Origin of the sequence: Sabulicella rubraurantiaca (genome assembly GCF_017355885.1) — a bacterium.
GTDB classification, from domain to species: domain Bacteria; phylum Pseudomonadota; class Alphaproteobacteria; order Acetobacterales; family Acetobacteraceae; genus Roseococcus; species Roseococcus rubraurantiacus.
Map to the genome: position 1 here is coordinate 1 of NZ_JAFEUU010000038.1, position 13,969 is coordinate 13,969.

Consider the following 13,969-nt stretch of genomic DNA (forward strand, 5'->3'; position numbering starts at 1 on the left):
CGATCCGTCCACTGCGGGGAATGTAGCGGCTCCCCCACGGCTCTTGCAAAGAGAGCAGCGCCTGATGATGCGCGGATGATGCCGCAAACACGACACTCCCGGCGGCAGCGGCGGTGGTCGTATCCCTCGAAAATCTCATCGGTCACCAGAGAATTCAAAATTATTTCTGGACATTAGAGGCCATTAGGCCCGTACGTGGTCACCGCGCGGTGAGTGTTGAGCCGAGGCGGCGTTTGTGCTGGCTAAAGGCGCTCTCGGCATGACATCGCTGAATGTAAGTGGCCTTCGGAAAACGACGGCGCATGGCGCGACGGTAGGGCGTTTTCGGCCATCGGCGGCTGGTGTTTAGGCGGATGACCGTTTGCCGCACGCCAAGATCGTCGCGGCAGAGGCGGTGGTTGGGCTCGGCGTCGTAACCCGCATCGCCCAAGGCGGTGTCGATCCGGACAAGCGCCGCGGCCTGCTACAGGGCCGGCGTGAAATCGGGCGAATCCTGGCTCGGGCCAACGTAGGGGTCGGGCGGCAAGTCGGCGACACTGCCGAAAGCGACCTCAAGCACACGATAGAGACATGACCTCGTCCACACAGCGTAGCGGATCGTCGGGCTTGGCTGCTGCCTGGTGTCGGTGCCGACTGCGCATGGGACATGGGCGGCGCCGGGCGCGCCTGCCCAACACATATCAGCGTCCCCGAAAGCGTGCAGGGCGCTTTTCGGCCCGCGCGCGGCGGCCTTCCGCATAATCTTCGCTGGCGTAGCAGCGGTCAGCAGCCGCCTGGGCGCGTGAGCGGTCAGGCGGGCCGCTGCGGCGCAGCAGCTCCTGGAAACCAACCTTCGCCGCCGCAAGCGAGAGCGGTGCGAATTCGGTCATCTCGCGCGCCAGCGCTTCCGCCTCCGACATCGCCGAGGCGCGGTCGGGCAGTACACGATTCGCCAGCCCCATCGCCAGCAGTGCCTCGCCCGAGTAGGACCGGCCGAGCAACACCATCTCCCGTGCGCACGCAGGACCAATCACGGCGGCCACTGTCTCGATGTCCTCCAGACGGTAGGGCAAGCCGAGCTTCACCGCGGGGATGCCCATGCTGGCCTGCGCCGAGCAGACTCGGAAGTCCGACATCAGCGCCATCTCCAGCCCGGCGCCGAGGCAATGTCCGTGCACGGCGGCGATCACGGGCTTCTGCAGGCCGCGCAGCCGCTCGCCCACGTCATGCTGCCAAGCATTGTACCGCGCGGCAGCCTCTGGTGTGGCACGGATGGTTTCGAACTCGCTCACGTCGTTGCCGGTGCAGAAGGCACGCTCGCCCTCACCGGCCAGGATCAGCACGCGGACCTCCGGGTCCTCCGCGATGCGTCCCAGCAGGCCGGGAAGGGCCTGCCACATCTCGGCATTGATAGCGTTCAGCCGGCGCGGGTTGTCGAAGGTCAGACGCGCGACCCCGTCGGCGTTTTCCAGCCTCAGCAGTGCGGTCACAACGCCTTCTCCTGACGCAGATCCGCAATCTCGCCGGGGCTGAAGCCGAACTCCACGAGTACCTCGTCCGTGTGCTCGCCACGCTCAGGCGTCGGGCGGCGCGGTGGCTCGACCTTGATACAATCAGCGCCCCAATCGGCAAGCTGACGGACGCATGTGGGTCCCGAGCGCACGCGCGTGAGGTCCAGGACGCGGATGTGGGACAAAGGAAGGCTCATCACGCAACCTCATGGTGTCGCTGGCCCTGCCGCGTGGCGGCCTGAGGCAAGTGGATGACGATGTTGCCCGAGGCTTCAACCACCGCGCGGGCACCGGGGGGCACCAGAAGGGTGGACATGGCCTCCTCGATGATTGCCGGGCCCAGCACCTCGGTACCAGCCGGCAGGCGGGACCGGTCCAGGACCGGCGCCTCCATCTCCGCGCTTCCGAAACGCACCCGGCGGGCGCCAGTCCGTGGCTCACCGGGGGCGGTTTCGGGGACTTCCGGATCCAGCGCGCCCTCGGCGGCGCTGCCCGTGACGGAGACGCGGATATTGATCATCTCGATCGTCGCCACACCGGGCCGCCGCGAGAAGATGCGCTCATAAGCCGCCTCGAAGGCAGTCCGGATCGCGCCCTCGGACTGGGGGCCATACGGGCCGGCGGGCAGTTCCGTCACGACCTCGTAGCCCTGGCCGGCGAAGCGCAGATCAGCGCTCCGCCGCATGCCCAGCGCTGCGGTGGCGCCCAGCGTGGCCGCGATCACGCTCCGCGCCTCCTGCTCCATCGCCGAGAAGCTGGCCTCCAGCGCCGACCAGTCCATCCCGGCGAGGGGCCGCGAGATGGTGGCAGCGCGGTCCACCCGCGCCGGGGCCAGCAACAGCCCCAGCGCGGAGGCGACACCCGCGCCAGGCGGGCAGATGACCTGGGTCATGCCCAGGCGCCGTGCCAGCTCGCAGCCATGCAGCGGACCGCCACCCCCGGTCACCAGCAGGGTGAAATCGCGAGGGTCGTGCCCCTGCTCGGCTACGTGGACACGGGCGGCAGCGGCCATGGTCTCGTTCACCACGGCGTGGATCCCTTCCGACGCACGCGCCATGCCGAGCCCCGCCTCCGCCGCCAGGGCGCCCACCGTGGCTTCCGCCGCGCTGGTGTCCAGCCGCATCGTCCCACCGGCAAAGGTGTCCGCGTCAAGAAAGCCCAGCAGAAGGTTGGCGTCCGTCACGGTCGGGTGTGTGCCGCCACGGCCGTAGCAGGCAGGGCCCGGCGTCGAGCCCGCGGATCGCGGGCCGACCTTCAGGAGCCCCAGCGCGTCATGGGCGGCGATGGAGCCGCCGCCGGCACCGATCTCGATCAGCTCGACCGTGGAGATGGTCAAAGGCAGACCGCTTCCCGCGGTGAAGCGCCGTTCGCGCCCGGCCTCAAAGCGATGCACCACATGCGGTTCGCCATCCTGCACCAGCGCCAGCTTGGCGGTGGTGCCGCCCAGATCGAAGGCCAGTAGGTCATTCTGGCCGGAACGCGCGCCGAAGAACGCGGCCGCGAGCGCGCCGGCCGCCGGGCCGCTCTCCAGCAGCTGCACCGGCACGCGCTTCGCCTCCTCCACATGCGTCAGCCCGCCATTGCTGAGCATCATGAAGAGCGGAGCCGTGATGCCCAGCGACGTCAGGTCCTGCGAAAGGCGGTTCAGGTAGCGTTCCGCCAACGGCTTGACATACGCGTTGGCGACCGTGGTGGAGGAGCGTTCGAACTCGCGGATCTGCGGTGCCACCTCGGAGGAGAGCGACAGCACCAATTGGGGGTGCCGCGCGGCGATCAGCCTCACCGCCTCCTGCTCGTGCGAGGGGTTGGCATAGGCGTGGAGGAAGCAGATGGCGACGGATTCCACGCCCTGCGCCACCAGGGCGTCGGCGGCCCGCAGCACGCTGCCCGCGTCGAGCGGAGTCTCCACCGTGCCGTCGGGAGCCAGACGCTCGCGCGCCTCCAGCCGGTGGGCGCGGCGCACCAGCGGCTGGGGCAGCGGCAGGTGCAGGTCGTAGAGTTCGTATTTCCGCTCGTGGCCGATCTCCAGCGTATCCCGGAAGCCTTCGGTGGCGATGAGTCCGGTGTGGGCGCCGCGCCGCTCGATCAGCGCGTTGGTGAACAGGGTGGTGGCGTGCACCACCCGGCCGACCGTCGCGGCCTGCACGCCCTCACGCGACAGGAGGCGGGCGATGCCGGTGATGACGCCCTGTGCCGGATCGGAAGGCGTCGTCAGCTCCTTATGCGCGGCAAAGCGCCCGGTCTGCGCGTCATAGACAACGATGTCCGTAAAGGTGCCGCCGATGTCGATCGCCAGCGCGTGGCGGTTCGCGCTCATGGCTGGGTCTCCTTGAGCAGACCGTCCTCGCGGTCGCGTGCGACCCACTCCGGCGCGCGCCGTGCGGGATCGCCATGGCCGCCACCGCCGGGCGTGCGGAGTTCCACGACGCTGCCGGGCTGCAGGATGTGCTGCCGCTTGGGGTCCACCGGAACGCCGTCGATCAGCACCGCGCCCGGTGTGCCAGGCCGCCCACCCGCGAGGCCAGGTGCGGCCGCCTCGGGCTTGGTGCGCTCCGCCATGAAGGTGACGGCGACGGGCGTCGCGGAGCGGCTCTCGAACGCCCATTCCTGCCCGGTTCCGCCACGATGGCGCCCCTCCCCACCCGTCCCCTTGCGCAACCGGCGGTGGCGGATGCGGAACGGGTATCCCTGCTCGATCATCTCGACTGGGGCGGCAGAGACATTGGAGGGCCAGGAAAGCACGTTTGGCCCGTCGCGCCCCGCGCTGGCCCCGTAGCCGCCATTCATGAAGAACTGGTTCGCGATGGGTGTGCCGTCCGGCCGCGTACCCGCGAAGTTCAAGCTCCAGAGGGGCGAGCCAGTGCCGGCAATCACCTGATCAGGGAGCGCGGAAGCGAGCGCCTGGAGGATCATCGGCGGGATGAAATGCCCGGTCAGGGCGCGGTTCGCCCCAGCGGCTGGAGGGGTGGAGTTGAGGATGCAGCCCAGCGGGGCAGAGACGCTGATAGGGCGAAAGGCCCCCTCGTTGTTGGGCACCTCGGGACACAACGCCGCCTTCACGGCGAAGGAGGTGTAGGCCAAGGTGTAGGCGAGGCAGACATTAATGCCGCGCGGGACCTGCGGGTCCGTGCCCGCATAGTCGGCATGGATCGAGTCGCCCTGCTTGCGCAGGGCGAGCTGCAGGCGGATCGGCTGTTCCAGCCCGTCCGTCAGCACCTCGGCATGGTAGGTCCCATCGGGCACGGCACGGATGGCAGCACGGGTGGCGCGCTCCGAGCGGCTGTGGATCTCGTCGGCCAGTTCCTCCAAGGAGGCGAGCCCATGCTCGGTCAGCACTCCGCGCAGCCGTCGCTCCATCAGGTCTAACGCCGTGAACTGCGCCTGTAGGTCGCCCAGCGTCTGGTCGGGCATGCGGGTGTTCTTGCGGAAGAACCGCAGGAAGGTGTCGTCCATCACTCCCCCGCACACGACCTTCATCACCGGGATCTGCAGCCCCTCCTCAAAAACCTCGCGCGACTCAGCCGTGCGGATGCGTCCCCCAATATCCGGCGCATGCGCGACGGATCCGGCGAAGCCCAAGAGCCGCCCATCGAGAAAGATCGGCTTGGCCACCGTGATGTCCGGCAAATGGCCCGTGCCCAGCCAGATGTCGTTGGTGATGAGGACGTCGCCCTCCTCCAGCGTCTCTGGCGGGAACTCCTGCAGGAAATGACCGATGGTGCGCGGGACCGTGCAGAGGAAGGAGGGAACGCCATCCGTCGCCTGCACCAGGGAATGGCCGCGCGCGTCGGTCAGCACGCAGGCAAAGTCGTGGCTCTCCCGAACGATCGTGGAGAAGGAGGTGCGCACCAGCGCCGCCGCTGCCTCGTCCACGATGGAGATGAGGCGAGTCCAGATCAGCTCAAGAAGGACGGAATCAAAGGTCCGAGGCGCATCTCGCATTGGTTCAGTTCACCCGGATGTCGGCGGTCTGGATGACGCGCGTCCATTTTTGCGTCTCTTCGGCGAAAAAGCGCCGGCTCTCGTCCACGGAAAGGCCGCGCTTGATGGCGCCAAGCTGCGCCAGCCGCTGCTGAATGGGGGGCTCGTTCAGCACGGCGACGGTGTCGGCGTTGAGTCGCTGGAGCAGCGGCGCCGGGACGCTGGACGGCGCCGCCAGCGTCATCCAGGCTGTCGCCACGTAGTCGGGCAGCCCGGCCTGCGTCGCGGGCGGCGCATCGGGAAGCGCGCTGACCGGCTCGGCGGAGGTGACAGCCAGCACGCGCACGCTGCCCGCTTGGGCCAAGGGCGGTACGGTCGGCACGTTCTCGAACATCACCTGGATGCTTCCGGCCACGAGGTCGTTGAGCGCGGCCGCGCTGCCGCGATAGGGCGCATGGACCATGCGCACGCCCGCCACCTGCATGAAGAGTTCGCCTGCCATGTGCGTGGAACTGCCGCTGCCGGCCGAGCCGAACGTCAGCGCTCCGGGCTGCTGTCGCGCTAGTCCAATCAACTCCCGCAGCGTCCGGGCGGGCACCGAGGGGTGCACAATGATCGCATTCGGCATCTCGGCCAGCACGGTCACAGGCGCGAGGTCGGTGTCAGGGTTATAAGGCAGGCGGGAGTAGATTGAGCTTGCGGCGTGGATGCCGATGGTGCCGAGGAGCAGGGTGTGGCCGTCCCCGGGCGCACGCGCGACCTGCTCGGCGCCGATATTGCCCCCTGCCCCGGGACGGTTGTCGACGATCACCTGCTGGTTCCACTTCGCCGACAGCCGATCCCCCACCAGGCGGGCCAGCACATCCGCCGTGCCGCCGGCGGCAAAAGGCACCACGATGCGCACAGGCCGGTTTGGGAACGGCGCAGATTGCGCCCCCGCAGAGCGGGGCAGAACGCCCAGCGCCGCGAGCGGCAGGACTCCAAGGCTACGTCGCAGCATATTTGGCATCCTTCCTGATCTTGACCCGGCCCCATCCCTATACGCCGCAGGGCATGTCGCCGGTGCCGCTATTCTCCGTAGGGTGTCGAATCGGTCACGTGGCCGGAAGCGAGGTCCGCCTCGAGTGCATGCGGGTCACGCGCCGCCGGATCGCCATGGCCACCACCGCCTGGCGTCGCGAGCAACACCGTTTCCCCACGCTGCAGCACATATTGCCGCTTCGGGTCCACGATCTCGCCGTTGATGCGCAGCATGCCGGGAGCGCCGTTCCGGCCGCCCTCCACCCCGAAGGCAGGGAAAATGGTGCGCTCTGCAAGGAAGGAGACGGCGATCGGTGTCTCCGACCGGCTTTCGATCAATATCTCCTGCCCGAGCCCGCCACGATGCTTCCCCGGACCGCCGCTGTCCGGGCGAAGCCGTTTGTGGTGGATGCGGATGGGGGCGATGTGCTCGCTGATCTCGACCGCGGTGGAGGAAACGTTGGACGGCCAGGAGAGGCAGGAAATTCCATCGCCCCGCACGTTGCCGCCCATCCCGCCATTGAAGAAGAACATATTAGCGTAGGGCTTGCCGGCGGCGTTCACGCCCGACTGGTTCATTCCCCACATGGGCGATCCGGTGGCCGCCATCACTCGCTCTGGCACCACTTGGCCAAGGCAGCCAAAGACCAACATCGGCAGGTAGTGCCCGATCAACATGCGGGAACCGCCGGAGGCCGGGAAGACCGGATTGACGATGCAGCCTTCCGGCGCGGCGATGGAGATCGGACGCCAAGCACCCTCGTTATTCGGAAGGGTGGGTGTGGTGCACACCTTCACCCCATACATCGTCATCGCGTAGGTGTAGCAGAGCGCGCAATTGATCGCACGGTCCACCTGCGGGTCGGTGCCGGCGTAATCCACATGGATCCGGTCGCCCGTAATGGTCAGCGCCATGCGGATGGTCACCGGCTTGTCCATCAGCCCGTCGGTCTGCAGCTCGCTGTGGTAGGTGCCATCGGGAAGGGCGGCGATGGCGGCACGCATCGCGTTTTCGCAGCGCGCCTGCACCTCGCGTGCCAGGTCCGAAAGGTCCTCGAGGCCGGCCTGGTCCATTAGGACCTTCAGCCGCGCCTCCATGAGGTCCAGGGCGACGACCTGAGCCCAGAGATCGCCCATGGTCTGCTCAGGCGTCCGCACATTCTTGCGGATGATCGCGACCAGCGTGTCGTCCGGCTGGCCACCGCGCATCAGCTTCATGGGCGGGATCTGCAGCCCTTCCTCAAACACCTCGCGCGGCTCCGGGCTGCGGATCTTGCCGCCAATGTCGGGCGCATGCGCCGTGGATGCGCTGAAGGCAACGACTCTTCCATTGCGGAAGATCGGCTTGGCGACAGTGATGTCGGGAAGGTGGCCAGTGCCCAGCCAGAGATCATTGGTGATCAGAACGTCCCCAGGCTGCAGCGCCTCGACCGGAAAGAAGCGCAGGAAATGCTTCACCGTCTCCGGGAGCGTGCCGATGAAGCTCGGGATGCTCTCCGTCGCCTGCACAAGCGACTGGCCCTGCGCGTCCGTGACGACGCACGAGAAGTCGTAGCTCTCCCGCACCAGAGTGGAGAAGGAGGTTCGGACCAGCGCCGCTGCGGCCTCGTCCACCAGCGAGATCAGGCGGCGCCAAAGCAGTTCTAGTTCGACGGCATCGAAGCGGCGTTGGGTGTATTGCATGGCTTGCATCCTCAGGCCGTGCGCTCGGCCAGGATGGAGAGGTCGCGCAGCACGCTGATCCGAGCGCCGGGACCGACAACGAACGTGCTCTCGTTTTCCTCGAACACCGCAGGGCCATCCAGCTGCGCGCCGGCAGGCAGGGCGTAGCGGTCGTAGACCGGGGTCTCGAGCGTGCCGCCTTCCTCTGGGAAATAGACGGGGCGGCGGCCCTTCAGGGCGGCCTCGGCAGCATGCGTTTCCAGCCGCAGCGCCGACCCCGCGCCGGGCATGGGGGCGGCCACGGACAATCGCAGGGCGACAAACTGCACTGCCGCGCCCGGCGGCGTGCGGCCGAACAGGCGACGATAGGCGGTTTCGAAGGCCTCCAGCACGCCCTCGGCCGAAAGTGGCTCCGGCAGGGCGACGGTGATCTCAGATCCCTGCCCCACGTAGCGCATGTCGGCCAGCTTGCGGAGACGCCGCTGCGCGAGGTCGGCCCCGCTGGCGCGCACCACTTGCTCCGCATCGGCCTGTAGTGCGGCGAGCACTCGCTCGACCTCGGCCCAGTCCGTGTGGGCCAGCGCCTGGTTGAACGAGGCGACGCGGTCCACGCGCGCGGGCGCCATCAGCATGCCGATAGTGCTGCCCACGCCGGCCCCCGGCGGACAGACCACGCGGCCGATACCAAGCTTGGTTCCCACCTGCCAGGCATGGACGGGCGCGGCACCGCCGGTGGCGAGCAGCGCGTAGTCCTGCGGGACGCGGCCGCGCTCGGCGATCGCGACGCGGGCGGCGCCCGCCATGTTCTCGTTCACCACGTCATGCACGCCGAAGGCAGCGCGCGGCTGATCCAGCTCGATGCGGTCGGCGAGCCGGGCCAGCGCCGCGCGCGCCGTGGCGGTGTCGATGCGCATGGCGCCGCCGAGAAAGAAGTCGCCGTTCAGGTAGCCAAGCGCGAGGTCGGCGTCCGTGACGGTGGGCTCCGTGCCACCACGGCCGTAGGAGACCGGCCCAGGCTGTGCGCCGGCGCTCTCGGGGCCGACATGCAGCGTGCCGAGGTCACTGCGCCGTGCGATGGAGCCGCCGCCGGCGCCGATCTCGATCAGCTCGACGGTCGCGATCTGGATCGGCAGGCCGCTGCCGCGCAGGAAGCGCTTGGTGCGGGCTGCCTCGAAGCCCCAGGCGACCAGTGGCTCGCCCCCGTCCACCAAGGCGAGCTTAGCGGTGGTGCCGCCCATGTCGAAGGCGAGCACGCGCTCCAGCCCGGCGTGCCGGCCGAACCAGGCGCCGGCCAGCGCACCGGCGGCAGGCCCGCTTTCCAGCAGCTGAACGGGGGCGCGCTTCGCCTCGGCGACATGGGTGAGGCCACCGCTGGAGAGCATCAGGAACAGCTCGCCCCCAATACCGACGCGCTTCAGCTCGGTCTCCAGCCGCTTGAGATAGGTTTCGGCGAGAGGGCGGACATAAGCGTTGGCGACCGTGGTGACGGTGCGTGGGTACTCGCGGATCTCCGGTGCAATCTCGGAGGAGAGCGAGAGCGAAAGCTGCGGAAAGCGCCGCGCGATTGCCTCAGCCGCCTGCCGCTCATGCACCGGGTTCGCATAGGCGTGCAGGAAGCAGATCCCGAGGCTGGTCACGCCCTGGGCCACAAGCCCTGCCACCTCCTCCAGCGTCGCGGCGACGTCGAGCGCCTTCTCCACGGTGCCGTCCGGCCCGAGCCGTTCTGGCGCTTCCCGCCGCCAGGGGCGGGGGACCAGCGGCCGTGGCATCTCCAGGAACAAATCATAGAGTTCGTATTTCCGCTCCCGCGCGATCTCCAGCACGTCGGCGAAGCCGGCCGTGGTGAGGAGGCCGGTCGGCGCGCCCTTCCGCTCGATCAGGGCATTGGTGAACAGCGTTGTCGCATGCACCACGCGACCGACGCGGCTGGCGGCGACGCCAGCCTTCGCCAGCAGCCGCTCCACGCCGACCATCGCGCCGCGCGCCGGCTCGTCTGGCGTGGTGCTTTCCTTCCAGATCACCGCGCGCCCGTCGGAGGGATCAAGCAGGACGAGGTCGGTGAAGGTGCCGCCAATGTCGATACCGAGGGAGAGTGACGCTGTCATGAACTTCCTTGCGCGGATTGTGCCGTGGTCGGGACCTGTCAGTCGCCGCGGATCGCATTGGCCTCGATCACCAGTCGCCAACGCTCGCGGTCGCGGCGGATGCGCGCCTCGAAGGCCGGACCGGCCTCGGGTAGCGGCTCAAGCCCGCGCTGGCGGAGCGTGAGGACCGTTTGCTCGTCGCGCAGCACAGCATCGAAGATGCCGGCAAGGCCGTCCCGGATCTCGGAAGGGAGACCGGCGGGTCCAGCCAGGCCGAACCAGTTCGTGATCTCGAGCTGCGGGATGCGGGCCGCAAGCGGAGCGAGTTCGGGCGCTACCTCGCTGCGCTGCGCGGCGGTGATGCCGATGCCCTTGAGCTGCCCGCCACGGATCTGTCCCGCGACCTCAGCGACGTTCGCCACCATGATATCCACGCGACCGGCCGAGACGTCCAGCACGGCGGGCGCGCCCCCACGATAAGGGACGTGCACCATGCGCGCGCCGGTGACGCTGGCAATCAGAGCGCCGGCCAGATGATTGATCGAGCCATTGCCGCCCGAGGCGTAGGTCGCCGTGCCATTGCGCTGCCGCGCATAGGAGGCCAGACCCTCAATATCGGAGAAGGGGGCGTCGGGCCGCGCCACCAGCGCCATCGGCGTGCCGGCGAGGTTGGAGACCGGAGTCAGCTCGCGGTCGAGGTCAAGGGGCACCGGCACGCCCGGCATCACCGGTGCGACCGACATGGTGCCCATGATGGCGCTGGCCAGGGTGTGGCCATCCGGCGCAGCACGCGCAGCGGCCTGCGCCGCGATGAAACCATAGGCACCGCTGCGCACCTCCGGGACGGCAGTAATTCCACGCACGCGCTGCATACCTTCGCCGACGATGCGGATCAGGATGTCCACGGCGCCGCCGGGCGGGAAGCCGATCAGCAGCCGCACCGGCTGACTTGGCGTCCAGGCGCTGCGCGCCCGGAGGGGCGCGGCGACGGCGAGGCCCGAGGCCAGCATGACACGGCGGGGCAGCAGATCATGGGCGTCGGTCATACTCACCTCCTGGACTGCGCCGCGATGCACGCGCCTCTCCGGTTGGCCGGTTGTGGTCCAGCCTTGGATGGGCGGATCATGTCCAGGCTGCATGATGTGCCTGGAACGCCGGCTCCCCCTGGTGCAGCCTTTCGTGCAAAGGCCGCTCTCGCAACTGAAATCCTGTCATGCTTTCATGACGGAATGGAATGAACTTGTCGGGATTCGGTCCATGCGCCGCCACACCCCGCCGACCGCCCTGCTGCAGGCATTCGAGGCTTGCGCCCGGCACCTCAGCGTCTCCCGCGCGGCGGAGGAACTTTCGCTGACGCAGAGTGCGGTCAGTCGCCAGCTCGCCGCGCTCGAGGCACAGCTTGGCCTCCGGCTGTTTCAGCGCGTGCGGCAGCGCTTAGTGTTGACGGCGGCAGCAGCGACCTATGGTCCGGAGGTGCGAGCGGCGCTGGCGCGCATCGAGACCGCAACGCAGGAGGTGCTGGCACATCGCGGCGCGGGCGGCACGCTGAACCTGGCTGTTTCGCCGACCTTCGGCGCGCGCTGGCTCATGGCGCGCATGCCACGCTTCCAGGCGCTCCATCGGCTGGTGGTGGTCAACATGCGCAACCACACCACCCTGCCCTGGCCGCTCGACTTCTCTGGGGAGGGGGTACATGCGGCGATCCAAATGGGCTCGGTGGAGCGGCCGGGCGTGGCCGTCCATCCGCTCGTGCCCGACGTGCGTGTGCCTGTCTGCGCTCCGGGACTGCAGGCAGGCGGCGCACTGCGCGAGCCTGCAGATCTGTCGCGCCACACGCTGCTGCAACATACGACGAGGCCGCGCGCTTGGGTGCACTGGCTACAGGCCCATGGCGTGGTCGGGGTGGACGGCCTGCGCGGGCCACAATATCAGCACCACGCCATCGTCGCGGAGGCGGCGGCTGCAGGTCTTGGCGTCGCTCTGATGCCGCGCTTCATGGTGGAGCCCGAGCTAGCCTCGGGGCGGCTCGTCGTGCCCTTCGATCTGCCACTCGATGACGGCCAAGCGTACTGCCTGACCTATCCAGAAGACACCGCAGCGCAGCCGGTGTTGCGCGCCTTCCGCGACTGGCTGTTGAACGAGGTGCCTGCTGACATCTTGGGCCGTACCAACGCGCCGCCCGGGGAAAGCTCGACGGCTCTGCACATGGAGACCTGATCGACTGCCATCGCGGCTTGCAAGAGCGGGGCGTGACTGCGTAGCCGCCGCAAGAAAGTCCGGTCCCTGGCCGCCGCCGGGACCCATCCCCTAGCAGTTCTGGGGATTCCCCTGAGCGGATCCTCCGCGCCGAGCATCCATGCGATCGAGAAACGCGCCAAGCAGTCCAACGCGCAATCTACCAACTCTCCTAAATGGGTGGCCCCGGACTAACCTCCCGGATATGCGATAGGTAATATCTATCGCGAAAGAAGACATAATCGTCTTCAGCGATGGGATGCAATCGATAATCTGGCTTCACACCCCGAATTGGGGAGACCCCTCGAAGCCAAGGAGCAGGTCCCATGTCTTCCATCACCATTTCCTGCGTTACCACCGACCTCGCCCTGGAGGACGGTCAGCTCGACGCGCTCTCGGGTGGCATGAGCGTGATGGGAGCGGTTGGCCTCGGGCTCGGCGTCATCGCCGGTGGTGCCCTGATCGTAGCGACGGGTGGCCTGGCCACCGGCGCCGTGGTGGTGGGCATCGCCGCGGAAGTCGCCACCGCCACCGCGGCGGAGACAGCTGCGCTCGTGGCGGGCGGCGCGGCAGCCACCACCCTCGCCCGGCTCCGGTCGAACAGCGCGCCTTGCTGAACCGGCGCGCCCTTCAGAAAAAGGATACGACCATGCGCCCCAACCCCGCCACCAACTCTCCCCTCTCCGACCAGTCGCCCGACGAGGTGATTGGCGGCACCCTGTCCCTCAACGGTCTTTACGAGAAGACCCAGAACCTCCCGCCTTTGGGCCTTGCCACGGCGATCGCAAAGGCCCCAGCCCTTACATCGACTGAAGCAAGTCATCGCCGACCTTGATCTCGAGCCGGAGCACCACCCCATGATCCTTCCCGACCATCATGCTGGCTTTGCCCTCACGGACGAAGTGCTCGACCACGTAAGCGGCGGAGCTGCTGCTGAGGAGAGCCTGGCCGAGGGCCTGCGTCGAGCCGCCGAGCAGCTGGGCAAGCTTGCCGCCCGTTTGAACCTCGGGCCCCACTGGGAATAGGCCCCGACATCAATTGCATCCTGACGGAGCGGCGCCGGCGATGGAGTGAACGGTCCTTCCGATGCCCTATGCGGGCCAGCCTAAGAACAGCGATGCTGCATGGGGGCTGCGCGCCCGCGGTTGACGGCCACACGGCATCCACGATGAACGTCAGAAGCTGAGTTCCACGGACATCGCGGTCAGCTGCTCCAGGATCTTCTTCTGGGTTAGTCCCGCCGCTTGGCGTACGCGAGCACTTGGCCTCGCGAGAGCCGTGTGCCTGACAGCTCCTTCAGGTAGGAAAGTGGCTGCTCTCAACGAAGCCGAACACGGCCAGCTTGGACAACCCAAGGAACTCTACGGCCGCAGATGACGCTCGAGGAATTCGCCGCCAAAGCGAACCGGAAGGGCTGCTGAGGAAGCCTGAGTGTCCGTCCGCGAACATGTTGAATCGATTGAGTCACTTGTGATTCGCTCGTGCAGGAGAGATTCGCGGAGAGCATGGCGGATGTGGACGGCGGAAAACCGGTCTCGGTATGACCGGAGGGGGCTG

General features: G+C 68.1%; 12 protein-coding genes. 4 read left to right on the forward strand and 8 right to left on the reverse strand.

The features are described from left to right. Positions 1-361: 361 nt before the first annotated feature. Positions 362-574 carry a hypothetical protein gene (locus JTJ31_RS23950; protein ID WP_207541261.1) on the forward strand — a complete coding sequence of 71 codons (213 nt, stop codon included), beginning with the start codon at positions 362-364 and terminating at the stop codon, positions 572-574. 106 nt (positions 575-680) lie between these two features. Here the strand turns inward: JTJ31_RS23950 and JTJ31_RS23955 are convergent, their stop codons facing one another. The 8 genes from JTJ31_RS23955 to JTJ31_RS23990 all read right to left on the reverse strand — a co-directional run bounded on the left by JTJ31_RS23955 (position 681) and on the right by JTJ31_RS23990 (position 11,223). Next, positions 681-1,469 carry an enoyl-CoA hydratase-related protein gene (locus tag JTJ31_RS23955; RefSeq protein ID WP_207541262.1) on the reverse strand — a complete coding sequence of 263 codons (789 nt, stop codon included), beginning with the start codon at positions 1,467-1,469 and terminating at the stop codon, positions 681-683. Then, positions 1,466-1,687 carry a CoA transferase gene (locus JTJ31_RS25135; protein WP_268957144.1) on the reverse strand — a complete coding sequence of 74 codons (222 nt, stop codon included), beginning with the start codon at positions 1,685-1,687 and terminating at the stop codon, positions 1,466-1,468. Before JTJ31_RS25135 ends, JTJ31_RS23955 begins: the two co-directional genes overlap by 4 nt. Continuing rightward, positions 1,687-3,807 (reverse strand): hydantoinase/oxoprolinase family protein, encoded by a 2,121-nt coding sequence (locus JTJ31_RS23965; RefSeq protein WP_207541263.1) that lies wholly within the window; start codon positions 3,805-3,807, stop codon positions 1,687-1,689. Before JTJ31_RS23965 ends, JTJ31_RS25135 begins: the two co-directional genes overlap by 1 nt. Beyond that, positions 3,804-5,432 (reverse strand): hydantoinase B/oxoprolinase family protein, encoded by a 1,629-nt coding sequence (locus JTJ31_RS23970; protein WP_207541264.1) that lies wholly within the window; start codon positions 5,430-5,432, stop codon positions 3,804-3,806. Before JTJ31_RS23970 ends, JTJ31_RS23965 begins: the two co-directional genes overlap by 4 nt. 4 nt (positions 5,433-5,436) lie before the next feature. Beyond that, a complete protein-coding gene (locus JTJ31_RS23975) occupies positions 5,437-6,411 on the reverse strand; it encodes a Bug family tripartite tricarboxylate transporter substrate binding protein (RefSeq protein WP_207541265.1) in 975 nt (324 codons plus the stop codon). Positions 6,412-6,479: 68 nt separating this feature from the next. Next, positions 6,480-8,114: a hydantoinase B/oxoprolinase family protein gene (locus JTJ31_RS23980; protein ID WP_207541266.1), complete on the reverse strand. Its 1,635-nt coding sequence runs from the start codon at positions 8,112-8,114 to the stop codon at positions 6,480-6,482. 11 nt (positions 8,115-8,125) lie between these two features. Then, positions 8,126-10,198 carry a hydantoinase/oxoprolinase family protein gene (locus tag JTJ31_RS23985; protein WP_207541267.1) on the reverse strand — a complete coding sequence of 691 codons (2,073 nt, stop codon included), beginning with the start codon at positions 10,196-10,198 and terminating at the stop codon, positions 8,126-8,128. 38 nt (positions 10,199-10,236) lie between these two features. Then, a complete protein-coding gene (locus JTJ31_RS23990; RefSeq protein ID WP_207541268.1) occupies positions 10,237-11,223 on the reverse strand; it encodes a Bug family tripartite tricarboxylate transporter substrate binding protein in 987 nt (328 codons plus the stop codon). 211 nt (positions 11,224-11,434) lie between these two features. Between JTJ31_RS23990 and JTJ31_RS23995 the strand changes: the two genes are divergently transcribed. The 3 genes from JTJ31_RS23995 to JTJ31_RS24005 all read left to right on the forward strand — a co-directional run bounded on the left by JTJ31_RS23995 (position 11,435) and on the right by JTJ31_RS24005 (position 13,437). Next, a complete protein-coding gene (locus tag JTJ31_RS23995) occupies positions 11,435-12,394 on the forward strand; it encodes a LysR substrate-binding domain-containing protein (RefSeq protein WP_207541269.1) in 960 nt (319 codons plus the stop codon). Between the two features lie 344 nt (positions 12,395-12,738). After that, positions 12,739-13,029, forward strand: a complete 291-nt coding sequence (locus tag JTJ31_RS24000) for a hypothetical protein (RefSeq protein ID WP_207541270.1) — start codon at positions 12,739-12,741, stop codon at positions 13,027-13,029. Positions 13,030-13,269: 240 nt separating this feature from the next. Beyond that, entirely contained in the window at positions 13,270-13,437 is a 168-nt protein-coding gene (locus tag JTJ31_RS24005; protein WP_207541271.1) for a hypothetical protein, read from the forward strand. Positions 13,438-13,969: the final 532 nt, after the last annotated feature.

Bases quoted from the DNA above. Each gene is read 5' to 3' on its own strand.
- JTJ31_RS25135 (WP_268957144.1), bottom strand. From the start codon at position 1,687: ATGAGCCTTCCTTTGTCCCACATCCGCGTCCTGGACCTCACGCGCGTG.
- JTJ31_RS23965 (WP_207541263.1), bottom strand. From the start codon at position 3,807: ATGAGCGCGAACCGCCACGCGCTGGCGATCGACATCGGCGGCACCTTT.
- JTJ31_RS23970 (WP_207541264.1), bottom strand. From the start codon at position 5,432: ATGCGAGATGCGCCTCGGACCTTTGATTCCGTCCTTCTTGAGCTGATC.
- JTJ31_RS23975 (WP_207541265.1), bottom strand. From the start codon at position 6,411: ATGCTGCGACGTAGCCTTGGAGTCCTGCCGCTCGCGGCGCTGGGCGTT.
- JTJ31_RS23980 (WP_207541266.1), bottom strand. From the start codon at position 8,114: ATGCAATACACCCAACGCCGCTTCGATGCCGTCGAACTAGAACTGCTT.
- JTJ31_RS23985 (WP_207541267.1), bottom strand. From the start codon at position 10,198: ATGACAGCGTCACTCTCCCTCGGTATCGACATTGGCGGCACCTTCACC.
- JTJ31_RS23990 (WP_207541268.1), bottom strand. From the start codon at position 11,223: ATGACCGACGCCCATGATCTGCTGCCCCGCCGTGTCATGCTGGCCTCG.
- JTJ31_RS23995 (WP_207541269.1), top strand. From the start codon at position 11,435: ATGCGCCGCCACACCCCGCCGACCGCCCTGCTGCAGGCATTCGAGGCT.
- JTJ31_RS24000 (WP_207541270.1), top strand. From the start codon at position 12,739: ATGTCTTCCATCACCATTTCCTGCGTTACCACCGACCTCGCCCTGGAG.
- JTJ31_RS24005 (WP_207541271.1), top strand. From the start codon at position 13,270: ATGATCCTTCCCGACCATCATGCTGGCTTTGCCCTCACGGACGAAGTG.